The 23,944-nt window shown below is 68.4% G+C and carries 20 protein-coding genes; 4 read left to right on the top strand and 16 right to left on the bottom strand.

Annotated features, from left to right (window positions below; translation table 11 throughout):
• Positions 1–12: 12 nt before the first annotated feature.
• The 5 genes from VGB75_10340 to VGB75_10360 form a co-directional block, all read right to left on the bottom strand.
• Positions 13–1,278, bottom strand: coding sequence for an endo-1,3-alpha-glucanase family glycosylhydrolase (locus VGB75_10340; protein HEY0167428.1), 1,266 nt, complete (start codon positions 1,276–1,278; stop codon positions 13–15).
• On the bottom strand, positions 1,275–2,228 hold the full coding sequence (locus tag VGB75_10345; GenBank protein ID HEY0167429.1) for a hypothetical protein: 954 nt from the start codon (positions 2,226–2,228) through the stop codon (positions 1,275–1,277). The genes VGB75_10340 and VGB75_10345 overlap by 4 nt, the downstream gene beginning before the upstream one ends.
• A 674-nt stretch (positions 2,229–2,902) precedes the next feature.
• Entirely contained in the window at positions 2,903–4,285 is a 1,383-nt protein-coding gene (locus tag VGB75_10350; protein HEY0167430.1) for an alkaline phosphatase family protein, read from the bottom strand.
• 8 nt (positions 4,286–4,293) lie between these two features.
• The gene (locus VGB75_10355) at positions 4,294–5,916 is read right to left on the bottom strand and encodes a glycosyltransferase family 39 protein (protein ID HEY0167431.1); all 1,623 of its coding nucleotides are present in this window, start codon (positions 5,914–5,916) and stop codon (positions 4,294–4,296) included.
• Positions 5,913–8,510 (bottom strand): glycosyltransferase, encoded by a 2,598-nt coding sequence (locus VGB75_10360; protein ID HEY0167432.1) that lies wholly within the window; start codon positions 8,508–8,510, stop codon positions 5,913–5,915. The genes VGB75_10355 and VGB75_10360 overlap by 4 nt, the downstream gene beginning before the upstream one ends.
• A 713-nt stretch (positions 8,511–9,223) precedes the next feature.
• Between VGB75_10360 and VGB75_10365 the strand changes: the two genes are divergently transcribed.
• The gene (locus VGB75_10365; protein HEY0167433.1) at positions 9,224–10,783 is read left to right on the top strand and encodes an ATP-dependent DNA ligase; all 1,560 of its coding nucleotides are present in this window, start codon (positions 9,224–9,226) and stop codon (positions 10,781–10,783) included.
• 34 nt (positions 10,784–10,817) lie between these two features.
• Here the strand turns inward: VGB75_10365 and VGB75_10370 are convergent, their stop codons facing one another.
• The gene (locus VGB75_10370; protein HEY0167434.1) at positions 10,818–11,852 is read right to left on the bottom strand and encodes a beta-propeller fold lactonase family protein; all 1,035 of its coding nucleotides are present in this window, start codon (positions 11,850–11,852) and stop codon (positions 10,818–10,820) included.
• Between the two features lie 74 nt (positions 11,853–11,926).
• On the opposite strand from VGB75_10370, the gene VGB75_10375 reads away from it, so the two are divergent.
• Positions 11,927–13,825, top strand: a complete 1,899-nt coding sequence (locus tag VGB75_10375) for a glycoside hydrolase family 2 TIM barrel-domain containing protein (GenBank protein ID HEY0167435.1) — start codon at positions 11,927–11,929, stop codon at positions 13,823–13,825.
• Positions 13,826–13,847: 22 nt separating this feature from the next.
• Here the strand turns inward: VGB75_10375 and VGB75_10380 are convergent, their stop codons facing one another.
• The 6 genes from VGB75_10380 to VGB75_10405 form a co-directional block, all read right to left on the bottom strand.
• Complete coding sequence (locus tag VGB75_10380) at positions 13,848–14,852, bottom strand: family 43 glycosylhydrolase (protein ID HEY0167436.1); 1,005 nt, start codon at positions 14,850–14,852, stop codon at positions 13,848–13,850.
• 63 nt (positions 14,853–14,915) lie between these two features.
• Positions 14,916–16,097, bottom strand: coding sequence for a UDP-galactopyranose mutase (gene glf / locus VGB75_10385; protein ID HEY0167437.1), 1,182 nt, complete (start codon positions 16,095–16,097; stop codon positions 14,916–14,918).
• On the bottom strand, positions 16,094–16,393 hold the full coding sequence (locus VGB75_10390; GenBank protein HEY0167438.1) for a hypothetical protein: 300 nt from the start codon (positions 16,391–16,393) through the stop codon (positions 16,094–16,096). The genes glf and VGB75_10390 overlap by 4 nt, the downstream gene beginning before the upstream one ends.
• Complete coding sequence (locus VGB75_10395; protein HEY0167439.1) at positions 16,390–17,559, bottom strand: glycosyltransferase; 1,170 nt, start codon at positions 17,557–17,559, stop codon at positions 16,390–16,392. Before VGB75_10395 ends, VGB75_10390 begins: the two co-directional genes overlap by 4 nt.
• Positions 17,556–18,845: a family 1 glycosylhydrolase gene (locus VGB75_10400; protein HEY0167440.1), complete on the bottom strand. Its 1,290-nt coding sequence runs from the start codon at positions 18,843–18,845 to the stop codon at positions 17,556–17,558. Before VGB75_10400 ends, VGB75_10395 begins: the two co-directional genes overlap by 4 nt.
• Before the next feature lie 383 nt (positions 18,846–19,228).
• On the bottom strand, positions 19,229–19,447 hold the full coding sequence (locus VGB75_10405) for a hypothetical protein (protein ID HEY0167441.1): 219 nt from the start codon (positions 19,445–19,447) through the stop codon (positions 19,229–19,231).
• Between the two features lie 153 nt (positions 19,448–19,600).
• Here VGB75_10405 and VGB75_10410 point away from each other — a divergent pair, with 153 nt between their 5' ends.
• On the top strand, positions 19,601–20,005 hold the full coding sequence (locus VGB75_10410) for a DUF962 domain-containing protein (protein ID HEY0167442.1): 405 nt from the start codon (positions 19,601–19,603) through the stop codon (positions 20,003–20,005).
• Between the two features lie 28 nt (positions 20,006–20,033).
• On the opposite strand, the gene VGB75_10415 is transcribed toward VGB75_10410, so the two are convergent.
• From VGB75_10415 to VGB75_10425, 3 genes are all read right to left on the bottom strand, one after another.
• Positions 20,034–20,330, bottom strand: coding sequence for a DUF2516 family protein (locus tag VGB75_10415; protein HEY0167443.1), 297 nt, complete (start codon positions 20,328–20,330; stop codon positions 20,034–20,036).
• Positions 20,331–20,408: 78 nt separating this feature from the next.
• The gene (locus VGB75_10420; GenBank protein HEY0167444.1) at positions 20,409–21,302 is read right to left on the bottom strand and encodes a hypothetical protein; all 894 of its coding nucleotides are present in this window, start codon (positions 21,300–21,302) and stop codon (positions 20,409–20,411) included.
• Between the two features lie 4 nt (positions 21,303–21,306).
• Entirely contained in the window at positions 21,307–21,753 is a 447-nt protein-coding gene (locus VGB75_10425) for a helix-turn-helix transcriptional regulator (GenBank protein ID HEY0167445.1), read from the bottom strand.
• A gap of 360 nt (positions 21,754–22,113) precedes the next feature.
• Between VGB75_10425 and VGB75_10430 the strand changes: the two genes are divergently transcribed.
• Positions 22,114–23,019: a Rieske 2Fe-2S domain-containing protein gene (locus VGB75_10430; protein ID HEY0167446.1), complete on the top strand. Its 906-nt coding sequence runs from the start codon at positions 22,114–22,116 to the stop codon at positions 23,017–23,019.
• Positions 23,020–23,035: 16 nt separating this feature from the next.
• On the opposite strand, the gene VGB75_10435 is transcribed toward VGB75_10430, so the two are convergent.
• Positions 23,036–23,884, bottom strand: coding sequence for a DUF72 domain-containing protein (locus VGB75_10435; protein ID HEY0167447.1), 849 nt, complete (start codon positions 23,882–23,884; stop codon positions 23,036–23,038).
• Positions 23,885–23,944: the final 60 nt, after the last annotated feature.

Raw genomic sequence — 23,944 nt, forward strand, 5'->3', positions numbered from 1 at the left:
CGCGTTTGTGGGTCACCCTCTCGAATGCGCCGACTCAGTGCCGCCGACCAGCCCACCGGCTGCCGCCAGCCGGTGCCGCCGCCGCAACCGGCGACCGAGCAGGGTGAGCCCTGCGATCAGCAGCGTCGGCAGCCCGAGCAGCAGCACCACGGTGGGCACCTGCCGGCCGGGTTCGGTGGCCAGCGGTTGAGCACTGGAATCGACAGCGGTCACCGGCTCCGGAGGACGGGTGTTCCGCAATTCGGCCAGGACCTCAAGGTAACGATCTCCATACTTCTTCGAGGGCTCCACGTGCGTGTTCTCGCTGAACTCGTTCCAGCTGATCAGGCCCAGCGCGTCAGGTGAGGATCTCAGGGCCGTGGCGTACTCGGTGCGCAGCGTGCTGCCGTCGTTGCGGGGCACCTCTTTCATCCCGCCGACCAGCCTGGCATCGAAGCCAGGGGCGAACGGCGCGATCCAGTACTTGCCGTCGGCGTGCACCGCGGCGCTCATCTCTTTCAACTTTGTGCCGTAAGTCGGGTTGGTAGCCGGGTTGACCGAGGACCAGTAGTAGGCGTCGCCATCGGTGACATCAGCCAGCCTCCGGTAGCCCGCGACACTCTTCTCTGTCGACAGCACCAGCAAACCCGGTCGCACCGCCGAGGTGACCCTGGCCACGTCGGCGTGCGAGTACGCCCACGTGCCGCTGAAGATCGACAGCGGCTTGCCGCCCAGCCGGAGGAAAACCGGATTGCTCGCGAACTCCTTGGCAAAGGTGACGAAGTCAGCAGCAACCTTCGCCACCGGAAGCGGGTTGCGATAGAAATCCAGGCCCTGATAGATCATGGACAAGCTGAAGTGCTCCTGGGCTGCCACCGTCATCAGCGTCCGCAGCCGCCGGGTGTTGGTGGTGGTGTCCTTCCAGCTCACGATGAAGCCGGTGATGCCGGCGGCCTTGGCCTGTTGGATGTGCTTGCGCATCACCCAGGGGTCCTCGCTGGAATAGAGGCCGAGCGCGGGCAGGTCGGTCTTGGCTCGATCCCAGGAATTGGGAACGAACCACTGGTAGTAGTAGGCCAGCAGCGGCGGCACCGACGCCGGAGCCGTGGTCGCAGTGACCTTCGGCGCGGGAGCCGTGGTCGCGGTGACCTTCGGCGCCGTGGTCGCGGTGACCTTCGGCGCTGCCGTGGCGGCCAGCCTGGCCGGCGCCGGACCGGCCTCCGAGACTGGCGCCTGGCCCAGTGACACCGCCAACGACAACAGTGCGCCGAGCGCTGTCACCGTGACAGCGCGCCTCATGTGAAAATCTTCTCCCGGGGTAGGACGAGGCCGCTTTCACGGCGCGGACGGCTGGCCAGTCGGCGCCAGTACTGGCGCCCGATCACCAACAGCGCGACGGCGATAGCCAGCAGCACTCCGAACAGGATCGCCAGATCCAGCGCGGTGATCACGATGAGATCCGCGGTCTTGTCCTTGGACAGGCCGAATTGCTGAACGCCCACGACGGCCCGACCGGCCTCAAGCGTGACCTTGTAACGCCCACGCGGCAGGTTGGTCAGCTTCGCGGTGTGCTGTGCGTCGAGCTGCACCGTCTGCTCGACACCGTCGGGAAAGGTCACCGTTGCGCTGGTGCCCAGCTTGGTCTTGAAGATCGCGTCATGCCCGGTGATCACCAGGTCGTGGAATTGAGTGGTGAAGGTCGGGTTGTTGGTGCTGGCCGGTGTGAATCGCTGCCGTCCGGCGTCCACCACGTTGGTGTCACGGACCATCACGCTCTGCAGTGAGTAGGTGACCGGCTCGGCGGAAAGGACGCTGTGAAGAAACGCCGGCCGTACCTCGTCCAGCCAAGTCGGCTTGCCCGGCGGCATCGTCACGATTGCCCCGTTGTCACTGCGCGCGGTGATCTTCTGGACCTCGGCCGGGGGAAGGGCGGTGCCGTCCTGCCGGATCAGACGCGGCAGCACCGATCTCTGCACTGTGAAGGCTGCGGTCACCACGTAGTTCGAACGCATCGGCAGACCGGACACCGTGCGCGTGAAAGCCTGGGCCGGGTCCCGCTGGCCGGCCCATCGGTGGAACTCGTACCGCTTTTCCTTGGTGGTGATCGAACTGCTGATGACCGACAGCCGGTGGCTGGCGAAGTCGTGCTGGGCGGTGTAGGTGGTGATGCCGTTGGCGCCGGTCACCAGCGGTTGACCGTCGACTGTGAAGCGCACGCCGGCCAGCGCCGGAACTGTCTTCAACGTCATGGTGATCGGCCACGGCTTGCGGCGGGCTTGCGGGCCACCGGCTTTTCGAGTGGCGCCTGGCTTGGGCCGCAGTGTCCGGCGCGGCTGCACTCGCGCCGAGGCCTGAGCGCCCGGCCTGGTTTGCTGAACGCCGCTGGTCGGACCACTCGATCCATTGGTGTTCGTGTTGGGGTTGGGGGCGGACCCGGTCGGCGGATCAGTGGGACCCGTCGGCGGATCGGTCGGGCCCGTCGGCGGATCAGTCGGGCCCGTCGGCGGATCAGTCGGGCCCGTCGGCGGATCAGTCGGGCCCGTCGGCGGATCAGTCGGCGGATCAGTCGGCGGATCAGTCGGGCCCGTCGGCGGATCAGTCGGCGGATCAGTCGGCGGATCAGTCGGTGGATCAGTCGGTGGATCAGTCGGCGGATCAGTCGGGCCCGTCGGCGGATCGGTCGGATCGGTCGGATTGGTCGGCGGCCCAGTCGGCGGATCGGCCGGAGTCGTCGGCAGATCGACCGGTGGATCGGCCGGAGTCGTCGGCAGATCGGCCAGAGCCGAGGATGCCTTAGAACCGGAGCTGATATCACTCGGTTGCCAGACCGAATAGGAACTGGCCGCTGCCGGTGTGCTCTGGGCGGAGGCGGCGACCAGGGCGGCCACCACCAGCGCCCCTGCCCGCCATGTGCGAGTGGCCATCATGTCTTTGCCTTCACTAGAGCTGACGAGTACGGAGTCCTGTCTTGGGACGGCAGAGCCGGGCCCGGGTTGCGCCGGCTACGCACGACCGCAAACACCACCAGCCCGACCACCAGGCACAGCACCACGCCGTAACACCAGAACACCACCGATACCGAGGTGGCCGCAACCTTGGCTACGGCTGGTTCGGCGAACCGGAGCTCGGCCGGGCGAGGGCCTGACTTGAAGTCGAAAGCGCCGGCGATCGACGTGGCCGCGGCATCGCGTGCGGCCAGCGGCGCCAGGCCCCAGTTGTCCTCGATGAAAGCCAGCGGGCTGGTGTAGTCCAGAACCTCTTTGTTGATGTGCCCAGGTCGGGCGTAGGGGCTCACCAGCAGAGCTGGAACCCGCATGCCGTAACCCTCGGAGTCAACCTGTGGTGGCCGCACATGGTCATACCAGCCACCGGAACCGTCATAGGAGAGCAAGAATGCCGAGGACTTCCATGCCGTGCTCACCATCAGCGAGCCGACCAGGTTGGTGACCAGGCGCTGGCCGCTGGCGATCGACCGTGCCGAGCGCTCGCTGGGGCCGGTGCTGGCGATGTAGGACACCGCCGGCAGCTTTCCGTTGTCCAGGTCGCGGTAGTACTGGGAGAGGTCCACGATGCGCGAGCTCAAGGCCGGGTCATCGAGGAACCGGGGGTAGTTGAGCAAGGGGACCCGCACCGGCTGGGTGGTGGGAGTGGTCCTGGAGTTGGTTCGGTAGGTCTGCTTCGGGTCATAGCCCTGCACGTAGAACTTCCAGTCGACTCCGGCCGCCTGTAGCCGGTCGAAGATCGTCGGGTGCCGGGCGTAGTCGACCGCGACCGCCTTGGGGCTGCCCGGCGGCGGTGGGCTGCCTGACACCCAGTACGAGCGGTTGACCCGCTGCCCGGACCTGGTCGAGGAGAAGAAGTGATCGAACAGGACGTAGCGGTCGGCCAGCCCCCAGTAGGTCGGCAGATCGCGCTGGTCGTAATAGCCCATCACGGCGCTACCGTCGCGCCCCTGGTTCTGGTAGGCGGCCACGAACCCGTCCATCCGGCCCTCGTCGTACTGGTTGTCCAGCTCCACGGTGCCCGCCCCCAGCGACTCGACGGTCTTGCCGTGCAGTGAGAAAGGCTCGACGCAGCCCTCGTCGGAGCCGGTGACGACGCGCTTCTGGCAGACGTCCGGCGGGATTCCCTCGGCGCCGGGGTACGTGCCGAAGTAGTTGTCGAAGGACCGGTCCCCTTGCAGCATGTAGACGAAGTGCTCGATCGGGGTCTGCAAGGCGGAACTGGTAGGCGCCGCGGTGGCGACCGGCACGGGCAGCAACGCGGTCAGCAGGACCGCTCCAACGGCGGCTGGCAGTCTTCTCATGTTTCTTCTCATGCTGGACGCACCCGATAGATCACGACGACCGGCACTTCGACGGGCTGGCCTGACTTCGCCCTGACGGTGACCGGCGAGGTGAACACCGCCACGCCGTGGTACTTGGCGACCAGCGCGGTCAACTTCGCGCTGAAGGACGGCGAGCGCCCAGCGGTGTAGGAGTCCCAGACCAAGTACTGGAACCGGGCCTGGCGCATCGCCAGATCCGGATTGGGCACCGGCTGGTACGAGGGGTTGCGATTGGCCGGGTCAGTGCTCACCGACAGCGCGAACACCCGCCGGTGACCGTAGAACTGCAGGACATTGGCCATCGACGGCCCGATCGCCAGCAGCTGGGTGCTGGGCGGCACGTTCTGTTCCAGCCAGCGCCCTGCCTCGCGACCGCCCGGCAGGCCGCCGGTGCCGGCCAGGTAGGTGCCGCTGGTGGAGGGCTGGATGCGTGACCAGGTCGGAACCAGCAGGCTGATCACCAGCACCAGCACCAGGGCCAAGGAGGCGCCGGTCGCGATCTTCTGGCCCCGGCGCCGCAGCGCGGCCAGCGTGCTGACCCGGACGACAGCACGCGCGGCGAGGATGGCGATCACCGGTGCGATCGGAAGCAGGTACTGATAACCCTTGACAGGCCACACGGTGAAGAACACCACCGGCACCGCCAGCCAGGTGAGCAGCAGCCGCTCACGCCAGGTGTTGTGCCCCCGCGACAACACCAGGCCAACGACGGCCAGCAGCAGCGTCAGCCAGCCGAACGCCGGCGGCAGCACCTCGGCGTAGAACCAGGGCTCGTGGTTGGACCGGCGAAAGAGCTGCCATAACAGGTAATTCTGACCGGAACTGGCCCGATCCGACAGCGACATCGACAGCGGGAAGGCCGCGACCACTGCGATCATCACCAGCAGGCCCAGGCCGACGTGGCGCAGCCGGATCCGGACCGAGGGGGTGAGGGCGAAGAAGGCGTACAGACCGCCCACCAGCACCAGGCTGGTCTCCTTGGCCAGCACCGTCAGGCCCATCACCGCGCAACTGGCGAGCATCCAGTGCAGGGCGGCCGACTCGACGTACCGCGCGACGCAGTACAGCACCAGCGTGGCGCACAGCGTCATCAGGCCGTCCAGCAGCACCTGGCGGCTGACCACCACGTGATAGGGCATCACAGCGATGATCAGGGCCGCCAGCAGCCCGATCCGGTGGTCATAGAGCCGCCGTCCCAGCAGGTAGGTCGCCAGCACGGCCGCGACCCCGATCCCAGCCGCGACCGCTCGGGCAGCCCAGTCGCTGACCCCGCCGTACTGGCCGAAGGACACCAGGAGCTGCAGAAGCACCGGATGGGCCCGGAACACCGGAAACATCTGCCGCAGCACGTCATCGCCGGCCAGCGACGCGGCCGTGCCGGTGTAGACGGCCTCATCGCTGTTGAAGCCCACCCGATCCAGCTGCCAGAACCGCAGAAAGGCGGCCAGGCAGAGGGTCAGCGCCACGGGCAGCGCCGTCCGCAGCCGTGGGTTGTCGAGCAGAGCAGTCCAAGACCGACCGCCCGGGCGCGCTTCGCGCCGGGCGGCCAGGCTTTCGCGGGCCGGAGCCAGGACCGCGGACAGGAAAGCCGGTTCGGTGTTGCTCGTCATGCGGGGGCCGGCAGGACGGCCGGCCCGTTGACCGGCGGATCGACGACCGGCGAAGCGGCCGGAGCGGCAGTCGGCGCGGCGACCGGCACAGCCGGCACGACCTCGGCCGCCTGCTGGGTGTCCGCGGTCTCGCTCCGGAGCAGGCCGGCGATGTCCTCGGCCCAGGAGAAGGTGTCAGATCCCAGCCTGCGCACCCGGATGCCGGTCATCGCCTGCGTCAGGATCTGGCGCTCCTTGCGGCGCAGCTCGGCGTAGTCGTCGTCACCGATCACGATCGAGGGCGCCATCTGGCGGAACGGCGGGAATCCGTAGGCGTCATCGGTGTTCTCCACCAGCGTCTGGATGGCCTCGTCGAACGGGATGTCGGCCAGCACCGGCTCGCCACGCTCGATCACGAACAGGTTCTCGATCTGGGTGTTGCGGATGACGTTGCACTCCACCAGACGGTCGACGTTGTACTTCGGCGGCGGCACGATGCGCTGGGTCAAGGAGTTGATGCCCATGATCGGGATGTTCAGGCCGGCCAGCACCAGGCCGAAGTTGCGGCCCTCCTTGGAGTGCAGCCTGCTCTGCAGCTTCAGCCGCCGCCACTCGGCCGCTGTCAAGTCACCGGCCTGCACCGCCCGCAGGGTGTGGTGGCTGATCGTCAGCGGCTTGGGGAAGCAGGTGGCGTGGCCGTCGGGGTGCAGGATGGTCATGTCGTCGGAAAGGAACTTGGCGCCGTGCTCGCGCAAGAGCTTGAGGACGCTGCCGGTCTTGCCGGTGTCGGTGCGGGCCGACAGCAACAAGCCGCGGCCGTCGACTTCCAGGCAGGCCGAGTGCAGCAGGATCACCCCTCGAGACACCGCGATGAACCGCAGCAGCGCCTCGATCACGTTGGTGTAGAGCACGTGCGGCGAGCGTGCCAGCGTGGGCGAGCAGGTGACCTCGATCTTGTCGCCGATGTCGACTCGGAAGTTCGCGCCGAGCCGGCCGAAGTGCTCGGAGTAGCTGACACCGGCGGGCGCCATGTGCTGAGTCATCAGTGCACGGGTCCGCGGACCGGCGCCGACCTGGTCGATGCGGATGCTCAGGTCGACGTCGTTGCCCAGCCACTGGGCACGGAAGTACTCCAGCTCCTTCAGCGGCACCTGCGAGCCGACGCTGAGCACGCCGTCGATGGAGTAGCGGTAGGGCAGGTAACGACTGGTCGCGCTGACCGGACGGCGGGCCTGCTGGTGACCGGTCCGGGAGCCGGTGACCTGCTCGGCCTGCTCGGCCTGCTCGGCGGACTCGATCGCCGCAGGACGCTGCACGCCGGTCAGGTCGACGGTGATGCGCATCGGCTGCTTCTCCACGACCTGCTCGTCGGGCTTGGCGTAGATCGCCGAGTCCGCGACCACGAACCGCACCAGGAACAGCAGCGCCAGGGTGATCACGTTGGCCACCAGCAGGTTGGCCGAGAACACCCCCACCAGCAGCGCCAGCAACGGCAGCCGGGGCAGCAGCGCCAGGTGGTTGAGCAAGAAGAACCGGACGCCGCGTCCGAGCCGGGTTCCAGGCTTGTCCCCCCGGAAGACGAACTTCTCGGTGAGCACGAAGTTCCAGCTGGTGGACACCTCGGTCGCCAACACCGCGGCGATCAGGTAATGGGGGTGCACCACATACTCGGAGAAGAACCAGAGGGCGGCGGTGTTGACCCCGATGCCGGTGGCCCCGACCGCGCCGAAGGCCAGCAGCCGGGCGAACCGGCCGGCGCCATTGTCGGTGGAGGACCGGCGCACCTGGTTGCGCAGGACCAGCAGCCGAAGTCGCAGCATGTGACGAACGAACCGCAGACCCTCACGCAGCGATGCCTTGCTCTCACCAGCGACCCTGGTGCCGAACACGAACGGGACCTCGGCCACTTGCAACCGGGGTTGGCGGATCATCAGCTCGAGCAGGATCTTGAAACCGATCGGGTCCAGCCGGTCCAGGTCCAGCGCGGCCAACCGGACGGCGAAGAAGCCCGACATCGGATCGGAGATCCTCGACAGCCGCCGCGGGAACACCGCCTTGGTCACCCGGGTGGCCAGGCCCGAGACCGCGCGCCGGTAGCCATCGGCCAACCCGTCAGAAGCGCCTGAGCCGAGGTAGCGAGTGCCCGCCACCAGGTCCAACTGCCTGGCCTGTCCGACCTGGACGAGCCTTGCCGCCAGCTCCGGCGGGTGCTGCAGGTCGCCGTCCATCACGACCGCCCAGGTTCCCCGGGCGTGCTTGAGCCCGGCCACCACCGCACCGCCGAGCCCGCCAGCCCTGGCGCCGGCCGGCCGGTGCAGCAGCCGCACCGCCAGACCGCACTCACGAGCCGACTGCCGGATCACCTCAGGCGTGCCGTCGCCGCTGTCATCGACGAAGAGCACCTCGGCGGGAATGCCGCCGAGGCTGTCGGCCAATGAGGACAGCAACGGGCGCACCGAGCCTTCCTCATTCCGGGTCGGCACGATGATGGTGAACCACGGCGCCGCGTCAGGCGGTAGGAGGGTCAGGTCCTGCGGCTCACACACCGCTTCGACCTGCTTATCCACCCCGTCCTGAATCGTCTCGGGACGTGCGGCGTCAACAATTCTGGTCAAGAGAAGCCCCCCGCTTCGATTACTCACGACGGAAGCACGCTGCCTGTGCCAGAACCCGTCGGCAAGAGATAGCTCTCCGAGACGCGCTCAGGAGAGTCGATCAAAAGTTAAACCCCGTTCAGCTATTCGCGCAACCTAGTGTGAACAGTGCCTTTGGCTTGAGAACCAAAGAGATACAGCAAGTTAAAGCCATGTTTCAGCCTCAGCTTCAGCGCAGTTCAAGGGCCTAGACAATCCGGATGGACCACCAAATCCGCACTAAGGGAAAGTTGCGCGTTCAATTCCGCTACGTGACGTTCCCTAAAGTGGTGACGTTCACTGAAGTGCGACGACGACATCTGCGTGATCAACTGAGCACGTTAGGTGAATGACTCGTCCCACAATCCCCTAATGCTGACAGCTCAATCGCGTCGAACGATGGTCACGCCGCACGACATGCGAGCCGGCTCGCGAGTGCGCCACCTCGGCGCCAGTCACACAGCAGGTGTCGGATTGCCCGTCTAGATCGGCTGGCGCCGACTGCGGGTCATGGTTGACCAAGGTGGCCGCCTACCCATCGTCGCCCTCGGCGCGCGACATAGATAGCCGCAATCCAGTTAAGCAGCCGCTACCATGCGTGATCGCGGAAGTGGTGGAAACTGACGCCGGCTGCGCGGACAGTCAGCTTGGTGTCGGCGCGCTGCTGGCTGCCGAACATCTGCCAGGCTGAGTCTATGCAACTCTCCCTGGTCGCGGCCACCTCCGACGAGTTGGCGGCCACGGCTGCCCGTGGCGAGAAGGTGGCCAAGCTGGCAGCGCTGCTGCGCACCTGTTCGGCGATCGAAGCGGCGACCGTGGTGTCGTGGCTTTCCGGAGAACTGACCCAGCGACAGATCGGCGTGGGATGGGCGGCGTTGCGCTCGTTGCCGCCGCCGGCGGCCGAGCCCAGCCTCGACGTGGCAGCAGTGGAAACCGCCCTGACCGAGATCGGCGGCACTGTCGGAAGCGGCTCGCAGGGTCGCCGGCGGCAGTTGCTGCACGCGCTGTTCGCCGCGGCCACCCACCGTGAACAGCGCTTCCTCACCCGGCTGCTCACCGGAGACCTGCGGCAGGGCGCCCTGGCCGGTGTGATGACCGACGCGCTTGCCCGAGCCGCGGATCTGCCGCTGGCCCACGTGCGGCGCGCGGCCATGCTCAGCGCCAGCCTGCCGATGGTCGCGGCTTCGGCGCTGAGCGGTGGCAGCGAGGCGCTGGCCGGCTTCGGCCTGCGGGTCGGCCACCCGGTGAGCCCGATGCTGGCCCAGACCGCGGCCAGCATCGACGAGGCACTAGGTCGGCTCGGCGCGCGGGCGGCCTTGGAATGGAAGCTGGACGGCATCCGGGTGCAGATCCACCGTGCCGAGGACGACGTCTGGATCTTCACCCGTGGCTTGGAGGACGTGACAGCCCGGCTTCCAGAGGTGGTCGAGACGGTGCGCGGCATGGCCGCCACTCGATTCGTCGTCGACGGCGAGGTGTTGGCGCTGCGCGACAACGGCCGGCCGGCGCCGTTTCAGGAGACCGCGGCGCGGGTGGGCGCCAGGTCCGCACCCACCGACCCACGCTCTGCCCGGCTGACCGTCTTTCTCTTCGACGTGCTGCACGTCCACGGCGTCGACACCCTCGACGAGCCGGCCGAGCGCCGGGCCGAGATCCTCGCCGAGCTGGTCCCGCCGGCGAACCGGGTCAAGCGGCTAGTCACCGCCGACCCTGCTCAGGCCCAGGCATTTCTCGACGACGTCCTCGCGCACGGACACGAGGGGGTGGTGGCCAAATCACTGACCGCGCCGTACGAGGCCGGTCGCCGCGGAGCCGGCTGGCTGAAGGTCAAGCCGGTGCACACCCTGGATCTGGTGGTGCTGGCCGTCGAATGGGGATCGGGCCGGCGGCGGGGCATGCTCTCCAACATCCACCTCGGAGCCAGGGATGAGAGCACCGGGGGTTTCGTCATGCTGGGCAAGACGTTCAAGGGCATGACCGACGCGATGCTGAGCTGGCAGACCGAGCGGTTCGGAGAACTCGCTGCCGGGCCGACCGATGACTGGGTGGTCCGGCTGCGTCCGGAGCAGGTCGTGGAGATCGCCTTCGACGGCGTGCAGCGCTCCTCGCGGTACCCCGGGGGTGTGGCGCTGCGCTTCGCGCGGGTGCTGCGCTACCGGCAGGACAAGACCGCCGCCGAGGCGGACACCATCGAGACGGTCCGCGCCTTCGCCACCGCAGCCGGCCTGGACGAGCAGGCTGACCGAGCGGACTGACCGAGCGGACGGGTGAGCTCCTGAAAGGAATGAGCTACCAGGGCAGCACGCAGCTCGGGCTCGGCAGCTCCAGCGAGCTCACCGGCCCGGCCGGAAGACCGGTGTCGGTCGCCACCGGCACCCCGACAAGGGTGTGCGAGAGCTGGTTGGCGATGTAGAGCCGGTTCCCATCCAGCGCCAGGTGACGCGGTGAGCGGCCATAGGAGTCGAACTCGGCCACCGGCGTGACGCCGTCGCCGTCCTGCCGCAACACCGTGATCCGGTCGGCGCCGCGATGCGAGGCGTACAGCAGGCCCGGCCGGGGCCCGGCGATCAGGGCTGCGGACAAGGCGCCGGAGGACAGCGGCTCGGCGTGGCCGGCGACCGAGGACAGCAGTCGAGCCGGCAACCGCCACTGCAGGGTGCTGACCGAGTTGTCCAGCTCGCCGAGCACGTAACCCCGCCCGGCGGCAGGGTCCAGCAGCAGCTGCCTGGCGCCGCTGCCGGGCGGCAGGCTCACCTCGTCGACCAGGGCGTAGGCGCCTGCCCGGTGGTGGTAGCGCCACAACCGATCACTTCCGAGGTCAGCCACCGTCAGCTCGTCCCCGCCCGCGGCGAAACTCACCTGATGGGCGTGCGGGCTGTCCTGGCGCTCGGCGTTCGGGCCGCTGCCGTGCAACCGCAACAGCTGCGCATGCGGCCGCACCGCGCCGTCGTCGTCCAGCGGATGGATCGCCACGCTGCCGCTGCTGTAGTTGGCCACCGCCAGCAGCCGCCCCGACGGGTGCAGCGCCAGATGGCAGGGATGAGCTCCGCCGGTGGGTTGCCAGCCGAGTGACCGCAGCCCCGGCTCTGCCCGGGAGCCGGTCCTGCCGAAGGCGCTGACCCGGCCGGGGTCGGTCTCGTTCACCGCGTAGAGCCGCTCTCCGTCGGCTGAGAGCGCCAGGAAGGAGGGCGACTCAGTGGCCGCCAGCACTCCCCGGTCGGCCAGCTCTCCGTCGAACTCGCTCACCAGCCGGATGCCCTGCCCGGCGCCCGTGGGAGGTGTGTAGCCGCCCACCAGCAGCAAGCCGCTGACGGAGCTGGTCACAGTTTCTTCCTTTGGGCGGTGTATGCGGTTTCGACTTCCGGCTCTGGCCGCATGCCACTACCGTAGCGTCGGTGATGGCAGAACCCGGAACAGGCGTGCACCCCCGACCCCAATTGACCCGCGACCGATGGTTCGACCTGTCCGGGGAGTGGCAGTTCTCCTATGACGACTCCGATGTCGGTCTGACCAGGTGCTGGTACCAGAACTGGCTGGAGTCCCAGGGCGTGGCCGAGCGCGCCATCACGGTGCCGTTCCCACCCGAGTCGGTCGCGAGCGGGATCGGCGACACCAGCTATCACCGGGTGCTGTGGTACCGGCGCGTCTTCACCTCGCCGCACCAGTCCGGCGAGCGGCTGCTGCTGCACTTCGGCGCCGTGGACTACTCCGCCCAGGTCTGGGTGAACGGCCAGCTGGTGGCACAGCACACCGGCGGCCACACTCCCTTCCACGCCGACATCACCGATGCGCTGGTGGGCTCGGACGAGCAGGTGGTGGTGGTCCGCGTGGTCGATGACCCGCACGACCTCGAGCAGCCTCGCGGCAAGCAGGACTGGCAGGAGGAGCCGCATGCCATCTGGTACGAGCGCACCAGCGGCATCTGGAAGTCGGTCTGGCTCGAGCCGGCGCCGGCAACCCGCATCGAGCAGCTGCGCTGGACCCCCGATGTCGAGACGGCCACGCTGCGCCTTGACGTTCGGCTGAACCAGGTGGCCCAGCAGCCGTTGCGGCTACGGCTGCTGCTGACCCACGAGGGCGTCGAACTGGCCGACAGCACGGTGTCGGTGCTCAGGGGCCGCGCCTCGATCTCGGTGCGGCTGCCGCAGGCTGACATGAGCCTGGAACGGCAGCGGATGCTGTGGTCACCGGACACACCCAACCTCTTCGACGCCGAGGTCAAGCTGTACGCCGCCGGCGACAAGTCAGAGACCGCCGAGCCGATCGACCTGGTCGGCAGCTACGCCGCGATGCGCAGCATCGAGGCCTCGAAGAACCGGATCCTGCTCAACGGCCGCCCGTACTTCCTGCGGTTGGTGCTCGACCAGTGCTACTGGACCGAGTCCCACCTGGCGATCCCCGATCCCGACGCCGCCCGCCGGGAGGTGGAGCTGGTGCGCAGCCTCGGCTTCAACGGGGTCCGACTGCATCAGAAGGTGGCCGATCCGAGCTTCCTCTACTGGTGTGACCGTTTGGGCCTGCTGGTGTGGGCCGAGATGCCGGCCGCCTACGAGTTCACCACTCGAACGGTGGACCGCATCACCCGAGAATGGCTGGAGATCCAGCAACGGGACTACAGCCACCCGTGCATCATCGCCTGGGTGCCGGTCAACGAGAGCTGGGGAGTGCCCAACCTGGCCAGCTCCGCACCGCAGCGCAGCTTCGTCGCAGCGCTCTACCACCTGACCAAGGCACTGGACCCGACCCGGTTGGTGGTGGGCAACGACGGCTGGGAGCAGGTCGTCACCGACGTCATCACCGTGCACGACTACACCTCGCGCGCCGAGGTGCTGCGACAGCGCTACGGCAGCGACGCCGGCATGATCGACACCCTGGAGGACGTTCAGCCGGGATACCGAACGGTGTTGCTGCCCGGCATGTCCCGCGACGGCCACCCGGTGATGATCACCGAGTTCGGCGGGATCTCGCACGACGGCGACGGGGGCCCGTCCTGGCATGGCTACTCGGTGGCCCGCACTTCGGAGGAGTTGCTCGAGCGTTACCGCGCCCTGGTCGACGCGCTGCTCGACGCACCCGCCATCAGCGGCTTCTGCTACACCCAGTTCACCGACACCCTGCAGGAGAAGAACGGGCTGCTGACCGCTGACCGCAAGCCCAAGGCGGACCTGGCGACGCTGCGCTCGATCACGCGCCGACCCTCGGCCGCGGTTCCGGCCGACGAGATCGGCTCGTTCGACTACGGCGACTACCCGCCCACGGTGATGGACACCCAGATCAGCTACGGCGGCGCGCCCTAGCCGGCGGTCCAGGCGCTCTCGACTACTCCACCGCCAGCCGCGGCAGGTCGGTGTCGGGGTCCCACCGCAAGGGCGCCACCGCGAACTGGCGCGACGCTGCAGGCGCGCTGCGGAAGTGGTAGCACAGAAACGGCTGGCCGTCGCTGGTGATCACGCTGCAGTGGCCTGGGCCGAACAGGTTGGCCGCCGGCTCGGGCCCGAGCAGGCTGGCCTTCGGCGTCGGGCTGAGGTCCAGCCACTGCTCGTCGTCCGGGTCCTGCGCTATCACGCCGATTCCGTAGAAGTCGGCGAAGTTGCCGCCGCTGTAGAGCACCACCTCACGCCCGCGTGGTGAGGTGATCACCGCGGGCCCCTCGATCGTCGACCAGCGCACCGTCTCCGACCGGTCCCAGCGCACTCCGGGGATGTCTTTCCACGGCATCGAGCGCTGGGCGTCGTACAGCTGCCACTGCGCACGTGGTCTGGCGATCACCGAGGGCTCGGACTCCAGCCGCCGCAGATCCGGGCTGATCCGGGCCCGGACGATGCCGGTTCCATAGGGCTCGTCGCTGACGAAGTCGACAGCGAAGTACAGCCAGGTGATGCCGTCGGCGTCGGTGTGGACGTCGGGATCGATCGCGAAGTCGAGCTCAGGGGTCAGGACCTCTCCAGAGTCGGTGAACGGCCCGGCCGGCGAGGCGCTGTCGGCCCGTCGCAACCGGTGCTCCTGGTGACCCTCGGTCTCACCGGCGCCTTTGGCGCGGGAGTAGAGCATCACCCAGGGCCGCTCCAGCCCGGGCACGTGCCGGACACAGGGCGCCCAGCACCACTGGTCCACGCCGAGCCCCGGATAGCTGTCACCCACTCGCTGCCACCCGGCTGGGTCCAGAAGGCTGTTGGACCCATAGACCGGAAAGCCGGGCGCGGAGACGTAGACGTAGAACCGGAACGGATGCTCTGAACGCTGATCCGCGGGTGTCTGGAGGAGGAAGGGGTCACCCTGATCGACCGCCGGCTCCGGCACGAACGCCACACCCAGGGCCGCCATCGATGTCACGTGAAGATCTCCATCCACCAGGTGCGCCCGACGTATCGTGCCAGGCCGTGCCGGCTAGCTCCCGGGCGTTGAGAAGCGCGTGGCCAACTCGTTGTCCACCAGTGTGAACGCCGACGCGATCGCCATGTGCATGTCAAGGTACTTGTAGGTGCCCAACCGGCCGCCGAAGTACACGTCCGGCTCGGCGTCGGCGCGCTCGCGGTAGCGGGCCAGCACCGTGCGGTCCTGCTCGGTGTTCACCGGGTAGTAGGGCTCGTCGGCGCGGCCCGCCTGCCGCGAGTACTCGCGGACGATGACGGTGCGATCCTCGGGATAGTGCGTCCGCTCAGGGTGAAAGTGCCGGAACTCGTGGATTCGGGTCCACGGCACATCGGAGTCGGCGTAGTTCATCACCGGCGTGCCCTGGTAGTCACCGACGTCGAGCACCTCCTGCTCGAAGTCCAGCGTCCGCCATCCCAGCTCGCCCTCGGCGTAGCCGAAGTAACGGTCCAGCGGACCGGTGTAGACGATCGGGGTGCCGGCCGGGATCTGGGAGCGGATGTCGAAGAAGTCGGTGCTCAACCGCACAGTGATGTTGGGATGGCCGGCCATCCGCTGCAGCCAAGCGGTGTAACCGTCAGTCGGCAGCCCCTCGTACTTGTCGTTGAAGTAGCGGTTGTCGAAGGTGTAGCGAACCGGCAACCGGCTGATCACGTCAGCAGGCAGCTCGCGTGGATCGGTCTGCCATTGCTTCTCGGTGTAACCGCGAACGAACGCCTCATACAGCGGCCGACCGATCGAGGCGATCGCCTTGCGCTCCAGGTTGTCCGGGACGGCGTCGCCGACCTCGGCGGCCTGGTCACGGATCAGTTGCCTCGCCTCGGACGGGCTGAAGTGCTCGCCGAAGTACTCGCAGATCGTGGCCAGGTTGATCGGCATCGGGTACACCCGGTTCTTGCTCACCGTGAAGACCCGATGCTGGTAACCGGTGAACGTGGTGAACCGGTTGACGTAGTCCCACACCCGCTCGTTGGAGGTGTGGAACAGGTGGGCGCCGTAACGGTGGATCTCGATGCCGGTGCTCGGCTCGATCTCGGAGTAGGCGTTGCCACCGAGGTGATCGCGGATCTCAAGCACCAGCACCCGCTTGCCGTGCTCCTCGGCGATCCGCTCAGCGACCGTCAGCCCGAAGAAGCCGGAGCCCACCACGATGAGATCGGCCGCGCGCAGCTCGTCGGCGTGGACGGCCGCTGTCACGGGTTCAGCTCCTGCGCGGTCTGGCAGGGCGCGGGCACCCTGCAGGTCGGGCAGTGGCCCCGGTCGTCGCCGTCCACCGGATGTATTCGCAGCGCTTTGAAGATCCTGCTCAACAGCGGAGCCCGCAGAAAGGGAGTAGCCGAGGAGACTGCGGCCTCGGCCAGGACCGGGACCCCTGAGCCGGTGAGCCGCAGCGCGCCCAGAGCCGGGTCCTGCATGCCGTGACCGGCTGCGGTGACCCCCTGCCGGTGCGCGGACTCAAGCTCGCCGGTGAGCGTGGTCGGAGTGGCGCTCATACCGAGACCTCCACCTGATCGGAGCGGGGATCGGCAGCGGCATCGGCATGCTCATCGAGCAGCTTCGCCATTGCGCAAGCAATGTGATCCCATTCCTGACGGGCTTGGATCGGTCGCACCCGTTGATCGCGCTCAGCCACCGGATGGGTCAGAACCTCACGGCAGGCCGCGGCGAACTCGTCCCCATTGTCGGCTAGATGCACAACGTCAGTGTAGTCGCTCACCACGTCCGGCACCCTGGTGGAGACGACGGGCAGGCCGGCTGCCAGGTACTCCAGGGTCTTGGTGGGGCTGATCGCGCGGGTGGCCTCGTTCAGGGCGAACGGCATCAGCGCCACGTCGAAGCCGGCCATGATCTGCGGCAACTCCGGATAGGCCACCATTCCCAGGTACTCGATGTTCGGCGCCTGCGGCAGGGTGGCCTCATCGATCTTGGCCACCGGGCCGACCACCCGAACCGTCCAGTCGGAAAGCTCGCGGGCCAGGTCAGCGAGGAGGTCGAGGTCCACCCGCTCATCCACCACGCCGACGTAACCTGCAACCTTGCGGCTGCGCGGGGTGCGCAACAAGCGGGAGGAGGCGTAGTGCCGGCTCTCCACGCCGCTGGGGAACAGATGCACCGCATGCTGGCGCTGGCTCAGCGCCGCCCGGTACAGCGAGCGACCGCCGGTGAAGACCACGTCAGCGGCGCTGAGCAACTGCCGCTGGCGGGACCGGAGCCCGTCCGGGGCGTGCCGGAAGGAGGACAGGTCATCCATCACGTCGTAGACCAGCCGCCCGCCGGCAAGGGGCTGGGCGAGGTCGAGGGCCATCGGGGTGTACAGCCACAGATCCGGCGTCGGCCGGCAGCCCTGCTCGGCGAGCAGCTGCGCCAGCAGCGCCGGATAGCCGACGGCACGCGGGTCGTTGAAGCTGATGGAGCCGGTCGGATCGTTCTTGCCCGTCACCTCCAGCCAGATCCGGGTGATCCCGTCCACCTCCTCGGAACAGATGGTCGGCTGCCCGACGTCGCCGGCGATCGGCTCCTCGACGAACCAGGTGCGAGCGCCGGAGCGGGCCCGCTGCTGGGCGAAGCGGGACACCAGGTGCTGGGGTCGCTGCCATACCCAGGGCCAGCGAAGGTGGGACAGCACTACCAGGTCTGGCTGGGAGCGAAGGTCGTTCATCGAGCACTCCTCTTTCCGGGCGGCGGGACAACGACGGCGGCGGTCGCCAGACTCTCGGGGGGGTCCTGCCAGGGCCAGTGGTCAAGGCCGGTGAGCACGCCGGACAGCAAGGCGTCGCACGGCGGCTGGAATCGGTAGGCGGGCAAGTCCTCGGCGCCGGCGCCGAGGGCGACCTTCTCCCACGCCTCGGTGAAGCCGGTCCGCTCGCGGCTCTTGGTGTCGGGGTCGATGCTCAGCACGCCGACCGGGTCGACGCGACCGGCGGTGCGGGCCAGCAGCGAGTCCCAGTCGCAGGAGTCGACCTGGGGAAACCAGCAGAAGCCGTGCAACGGCACACCCCGTTCCAGGGCGAGGTCGTACTGCTCGATCATGTAACGCAGCCAGGAGATCCGGTCGGTGGGCTGGCCACGCAGGTTGGTCTCGGTCAGCATCATCGGCAGGCCGTACCGGTGGGAGTACTGCTCGGCGACCGCGGCGAACCCGATCGGATGCGGCGAGGGCGCGTGCGCGCCGGACTCGTCGTAGTACCACTCGGAGTGGCAGTAGTAGTCCAGCCCCAGGACATCGATCCGGCGGGGCGGCAGCTCCATCAGCGCTTCGCCGCCGGCTCGGAGGAACTGGGCCAGAAAGGGCCGGGCCGGGTCGAGGTCGTGCCCCAGCATCAGGTCCAGAAGGAGGTGCCGCCGGTCGTTGGCCGTCTGGACGTAGGGCTGGCACGACGGGCTGCCGGCGTGGTGCTCTGCGGTGTCGACCCAGACGTGGTGGGCGTCGGGGAGCAGCTCGGCCCAGCATTCGGCGGCCTGGTTCACCGCCGGCAGCACCGAGCGGGCAAGCCGGACGAACCCTTCCATGCCGCGGTCATAGGGCGGCCACAATCCCTCGTGCCCGGCCAGGAAAAGGGTCGCGAACGGCTCGTTGAACAGCGTGTAGGCCGACAGCCATGGGTACCGCACCGCCACCGCCTCGGCGTAGGCCACCATCGCCGGGCCGAACTCGCGGTCGCGGAAGCCGTCGCGCAGCCAGTCGGGATAGCTGGTGTGGTGGACCAGGTCGATGATCGGCACGGCCCCGGCCTCGCGCAGGTGCTCAAGGACCCGGTCGCTCTCGGACCAGTCGAACCGACCGGGCTCAGGTTGGATCTGCTGCCAGCGCAGCGGGTACCTCAGGTGCCGGACGCCGGCCCCCAGCAGGTCCTCGAGGTCGTCCCGCCAGAGTTGGGAATGCCCGGTGACCTCAAGCAGGTCGGTGCGGTATCCGGGCAGGTAGGTGCTCTCAAAACCGGCCACGACGGTTCTGCCCCTGGCAGGCAGTGGGGAGAGATCAGTGATGGGTGAGACAGCTGTACGCAACACGGCCCCTTACGCAGCAAGCAGTTTCTCAACTATTGCTAGGCATACACGCGCTGCCGAGAGAGGCAGGCGGATCGGGCTGCGGTTCCAGCTACCAGCACAATACCTTGCCGGGCATACGGTTTGCCACTGATGGTCAGGGTGTGCGCCCAACGGTCGGCGTCTGATGGCAGGCACGCTCATGCCGTGAACGCGGTCCCCAGCACGGCAGCGGACTCGGCGAGGAAGCTGTTTACGTCATGTTTATAAGGACGTCACTGGCTGGACGGGCTCAGCGTCGGCGCGCGACGCCGTCGCTCGGACCAGCCGCCGAACGCGGCTCAGTCCGCTGGGTGAGCCTCGTGCTCGGGCAGCTGATCCTGGCGGTCGGGGGTCTGAGCCGAGTCGTGCAAGGTCCGCTCGGGGTCCTCGGTTCGCGCGTCGGAGTCCTCGAGGATGATCTCAGCCTGACGATGCGGATCATCGCTGCCAGCGGCCAACTCCTCGGGCGCCAGCTGCGCGCGCGACTCGATGCGGCTTTCGTCCGGGTGCTCCATCATCGGCCCAGGCTACCGGAGAACCTCAGAGCATAAGGGCCACGGCGGCCAGGGACGGTCCCCCAGCGGGGCGCGCTCGGTGTTGGACGGCTCAGTTGGTCCGGACCGGCCGGCTTTGCCACAATGGCGGGTGAGGTCCAAGCGGGCAGCGCGGCCATGCGGAGGTTGTTGAAGATGTTCGGCAGCTATCAGGAGTTCTTTCCGTACTACGTCGCCATGCACTCCAAGCCGCTGACCCGCAGGCTGCATTTCGCGGGCACCGTGTCCGGGCTGGCCCTGAGCGTGCTGGGACTGCTGACCGGCCGCCGCCGGCTACTGGCTGCGCTGCCGGTGCTCGGCTATGGCGTGGCGTGGCCGAGCCACTGGCTGGTCCAGGGCAACAACCCGGCGAGCTTCGGCCATCCGCTGTGGTCGCTGCGCGGTGACTTTCAGATGATCGCGATGATGTCTCGCGGCCGTGATCGGGAGTTGACTCTCATCGCCCGGGACTGGCTTGCCGAGCACCCGGAGCACCGCACCGCCTCGAACTGGACCGAGCCCGTCGTCCGGCTGGTCGCCTGAGCGAAGGTCATCATCGCCTGAGCGAAGGTCACCAGCGCGACGGGCCGCTGATCTCACGAACAGCGGGCCGGACGTCAGCGAGGTAGACGCAGCTGACGATGATGCCGATGTAGGCCAGCAGGTTGGTGACGTTCTGCAACAAAGCCACCGGCGCCACCGCGACCGCGGTAAGCAGGATCCAGGTGGGCTTGGTCAACTTGCCGGCAGCCGGAAACGCCGGGGCCTTGCGCGTGACGCAGTCGACCAGCGCCCAGAGCTGCAAGGCCAGCACCCCCAGGAACAGAACCAGGAGCAGGCCGTTCTCGATGTTGTGGATGGTCTGCACGCCTACCAGCCTAATCCACGAATAGCTGTGCCCCGGCCCGTAATCACTCAGGGCCGGGGCACAGCGGCTATCGAGGGGTCAGGCCTTCTTGGCCGGAGCCTTGCCAGCGGTGGCCTTGGACGCAGACGTCTTGCCAGCGGTGGCCTTGGACGCGGACGTCTTGCCGGCGGTGGCCTTGGACGCGGGCGCCTTGCCGGCGGTGGCCTTGGACGCGGGCGCCTTGCCGGCGGCGCTCCGCTTGGCGGCCGTGCTCTTACGGGCCGGCGAGCTGGCGCTCGCGGCGCTGCGGCCGTTGGCCGCGCCACGGCGGGCGGCGGGCTTGCGGCCGGCCCGCGGGGTCGTGGCCGGCTCACCGAGGTCGGCGTCCTTGATCGCGTCAAAGGCCGAGTCGAGATACGGAACGACCTCTGAGCGCACCGAGCCCAGCGCCGGCGCGAGCCGGGACTGGATCGCCGAGGACGCGCCGTCCAGCTCGTCGCGCAGCTTGGTGACCCGGGGGTCCTTGCGCAGGTCGGCCAGCTTGGCCTCGCCACGGGCGGTCAGCATGCCGAAGGCCTGCTTGGCGTTGTCCAGGTAGGCGTTGGCGCCGGTGACCGCGACAGCCGACAGGGCCGGCAGCGCCCGGACCGAGCCCAGGCCGGCGTCGAGCCGCTCGCGCATGTCGGTGATCCGGGCCAGGGCGTCGTCCTGGGTGCGGCTGAGCAGTGCCTTGCCGGTCTCCTGGGCCTTGGCGACGTTGTCGACGGCGTCGGAGGGCAGGGACTCCACTCGCTTGCCGACGGTCTCGGCCCGCTTGGTGAGGGTCTCGGCGACCATGTCGGCTGCCCCGAGGGCGGCGAGCACCGGCTTGGGGGCGTCGGCGGTCAGCCGCTTGTTGGCGTTGTTGACGACGGCGCCGGCCTGGCTGAGCGCGCTCTTGCCCTGCTCCAGGGCCAGATCGGCGTAGGCGCGGGCGTCAGTGACGATCGACATGCGGTTACTCCTTCTCAGATGCCGCGTCAGCGGCGTTCGGCCGTGCTGCGGCGAGCGTCGGGTCGACGCCTGCAGCGCGGTTCTCACGGCGGAAAGACTCATAGATCTCGACGAGGACGTTCTTCTGGCGCTCGGTCAGCCCCTGGTCGGCCAGCAGGACCGGGATCAGCTCCGATTCCGACACCCGGTCCTCGAGGATGCCGGCCCGGACGTAGAGCTGCTCGGCCGAGATCCGCAGGCCTTTGGCGATCTGCTGCAGGATCTCAGCACTCGGCTTTCGCAATCCACGCTCGACCTGCGAGAGGTAGGGATTGGAGACGCCGGCCAACTTGGACAGCTGACGCAGCGAGACCTGGGCCTGCTGGCGCTGCTCGCGGATGAAGTCACCGATGGTTCCGACGCCGATGATCGGCGCCTTGGCGGCTGTCTCCTTGATCCCGTCCACGTTCACGTCCTCTACCCTGCTCGACAGTGCTAGCAATTGCAAGCGGGCTGCTAGCAGTGTGGGGCGGCTCATAGGCTGTCACGAGGCGGCACGAAGCGCCGACGCAGCCATCGGACCCAGCCCACACCGGTCGCGGCGGCGCCAACCCGCCGGTGACGGGCACTGTCGGCGTACGGCGGTCCGGCCACATTCGGGAAAGTAGACCCTGGGTCGACTGCTGACACATGATCCACTCACCCATCCGTATGGCCGGCCGGGCGGCGACTGGGACTGCGCTAATCTCGGCCTAGCTGAAACCAGACAGCTGCCCTTCGAGCACACGGGCGACGTGGCGATTCGGAGCTGCCCGCCCGGGTTAGGCCCCCCATGTTGAGTTGGCGAATCAACCGCACCCTCGACGCTCTGATCGGGCGGATCGAGCGAACCACTGCGCTGGACCCGGTAGCTGACAAGGCCGCCGCGTTGCTGCTCAAGCCGCTGGACGCCTCGACGCCGCTGCGCAACGCGCTCAGCGGAACGGCCGCCGGGCACCCGCTGCACCCGGTGCTGGTGGTCGTGCCGATCGGCTCCTGGCTGGGCGCCAGCTACCTCGACCTGACCGGGGGGCCGGCAGCCCGGGCCGCGGCCACCAAGCTGGTGGGCCTCGGGCTCGCCGCGGCGGTGCCCACCGCGCTCAGCGGAGCCAACGACTGGGCCTACGTCCGGGGCGCTGAGCGCCGGGTTGGTTTCGTGCACGCGGCGGGCAACTACGTCGCCATAGGCCTCTATGCCGGCAGCTGGTTCGCCCGTCGCCGGCAGCACGCCGCCCTGGGCGCCGCACTCGCCGGCGGCGGCGCGGCGCTGCTGGGGGTGACCGGCTGGCTGGGCGGGCATCTCAGTTACGCGCGAGGCGTCGGCGTGGACACCACCGCCTTCGACGGCGCGTCCGCCGACTGGGTCGACGTGCTGCGCGAAGAGGAGCTAGTCGAGGACCAGCCGACGCTGGTGCGCGATGGCAGGGTGCCGGTGCTGCTGGTGCGCACCGGCGGCAAGCTTTACGCCATCGCTGATCGGTGCACCCACCGCGGCGCCCCGCTGCACGAGGGCGAGTTCGCCGACGGCTGCATCGTCTGCCCCTGGCATTACAGCAAATTCCGGGTCAGCGACGGGCAGTTGCTGGCCGGTCCGGCGACCCGCAGCCAGCAGGCCTATGAGGTGCGCACCCGCTACGGATCGATTCAGCTGCGCCACGTCGACGAGCCCGGCTCCCTGCGCACCGACCCGGTCAGGTGAGAGCCTCGCTCGCGGCTCAGGACGGCCCGGGCGTCGGAGATGTCAAGGCGGCCCGGGCGTCCAGTCGAGCCTGCAGCGCCTGGGCGTCATAGGGCGCGCGCACCTTGACGTCGTTGTCGAAGTACACGAACACGTCCAGGCCGGCGCTGGTCCAGGCCTGCACCCGGTCCGCCCAGACCGCCAGCTCGGCGTCGTCGTAGCCGCTGGTGTAAAGCTCCTTGGCGCCGTGCAGCCGCACGTAGACGAAGTCGGCCGTGACGTCGAAGAGCTGCGGCCAGCGGCCGGCCGTGTCAGCCACCACCAGCGCGACGCCGAGTTCACGCAGCAACTGGGCGAAGGCCGGCGTGCGGTAGCTGTCGTGCCTGATCTCCAGGGCGTGCCGCAGCGGCCGGTCCTCCAGCACGCCGGTCCAGGCCCGTCCGGCCAGCCTGTCATCGTGGCGGCGGGCCAGGTAGGCGGCTTCGCCGGTGGAGGCCGGCAGCCCGGTGAAGAAGTCGGTCAGCCGGTCGGGGTCAAAGGGCAGCGTCGGCGGCAGCTGCCACAGCAGCGGCCCCAGCTTGTCCTGCAGGGCCAGCACCCCGGAGGCGAAGAAGTTGGCCAGCGGAGTCTGGACGTCGCGCAGCTTCTTCATGTGGGTGATGAAACGGCCGCCCTTGACCGAGAACACGAAGCCCGGCGGGGTCTGGGCCGCCCAACGATGGAAGCTGGTCGGCCGCTGCAAGGAGTAGAACGAGCCGTTGACCTCGATCGAGGACAGCCGGGAGGCGGCGTAGGACAGCTCCTGCTTGTGCGGCAGGCCCTTGGGATAGAAGTCCCCCCGCCAGGGCTGGTAGATCCAACCGGAGATGCCGATCCAGGCGTTCATGGCTCATAACCTAGGTCCGCCGAGGAGATTGGCGAACCCGGCCTGACATCGGGGGCGGGT

The sequence above is a fragment of the Jatrophihabitans sp. genome (genome assembly GCA_036399055.1).
GTDB lineage: Bacteria > Actinomycetota > Actinomycetes > Mycobacteriales > Jatrophihabitantaceae > Jatrophihabitans_A.

What these genes read in the sequence shown, in the direction of transcription:
- VGB75_10365 (HEY0167433.1), top strand. Translation starts at nt 9,224, where the DNA reads ATGCAACTCTCCCTGGTCGCGGCCACCTCCGACGAGTTGGCGGCCACG.
- VGB75_10340 (HEY0167428.1), bottom strand. Translation starts at nt 1,278, where the DNA reads ATGAGGCGCGCTGTCACGGTGACAGCGCTCGGCGCACTGTTGTCGTTG.
- VGB75_10435 (HEY0167447.1), bottom strand. Translation starts at nt 23,884, where the DNA reads ATGAACGCCTGGATCGGCATCTCCGGTTGGATCTACCAGCCCTGGCGG.
- VGB75_10405 (HEY0167441.1), bottom strand. Translation starts at nt 19,447, where the DNA reads ATGATGGAGCACCCGGACGAAAGCCGCATCGAGTCGCGCGCGCAGCTG.
- VGB75_10410 (HEY0167442.1), top strand. Translation starts at nt 19,601, where the DNA reads ATGCGGAGGTTGTTGAAGATGTTCGGCAGCTATCAGGAGTTCTTTCCG.
- VGB75_10380 (HEY0167436.1), bottom strand. Translation starts at nt 14,852, where the DNA reads ATGGCGGCCCTGGGTGTGGCGTTCGTGCCGGAGCCGGCGGTCGATCAG.
- VGB75_10355 (HEY0167431.1), bottom strand. Translation starts at nt 5,916, where the DNA reads ATGACGAGCAACACCGAACCGGCTTTCCTGTCCGCGGTCCTGGCTCCG.
- VGB75_10430 (HEY0167446.1), top strand. Translation starts at nt 22,114, where the DNA reads ATGTTGAGTTGGCGAATCAACCGCACCCTCGACGCTCTGATCGGGCGG.
- VGB75_10390 (HEY0167438.1), bottom strand. Translation starts at nt 16,393, where the DNA reads ATGAGCGCCACTCCGACCACGCTCACCGGCGAGCTTGAGTCCGCGCAC.
- VGB75_10420 (HEY0167444.1), bottom strand. Translation starts at nt 21,302, where the DNA reads ATGTCGATCGTCACTGACGCCCGCGCCTACGCCGATCTGGCCCTGGAG.
- VGB75_10350 (HEY0167430.1), bottom strand. Translation starts at nt 4,285, where the DNA reads ATGAGAAGACTGCCAGCCGCCGTTGGAGCGGTCCTGCTGACCGCGTTG.
- VGB75_10395 (HEY0167439.1), bottom strand. Translation starts at nt 17,559, where the DNA reads ATGAACGACCTTCGCTCCCAGCCAGACCTGGTAGTGCTGTCCCACCTT.
- VGB75_10345 (HEY0167429.1), bottom strand. Translation starts at nt 2,228, where the DNA reads ATGACGTTGAAGACAGTTCCGGCGCTGGCCGGCGTGCGCTTCACAGTC.
- VGB75_10375 (HEY0167435.1), top strand. Translation starts at nt 11,927, where the DNA reads ATGGCAGAACCCGGAACAGGCGTGCACCCCCGACCCCAATTGACCCGC.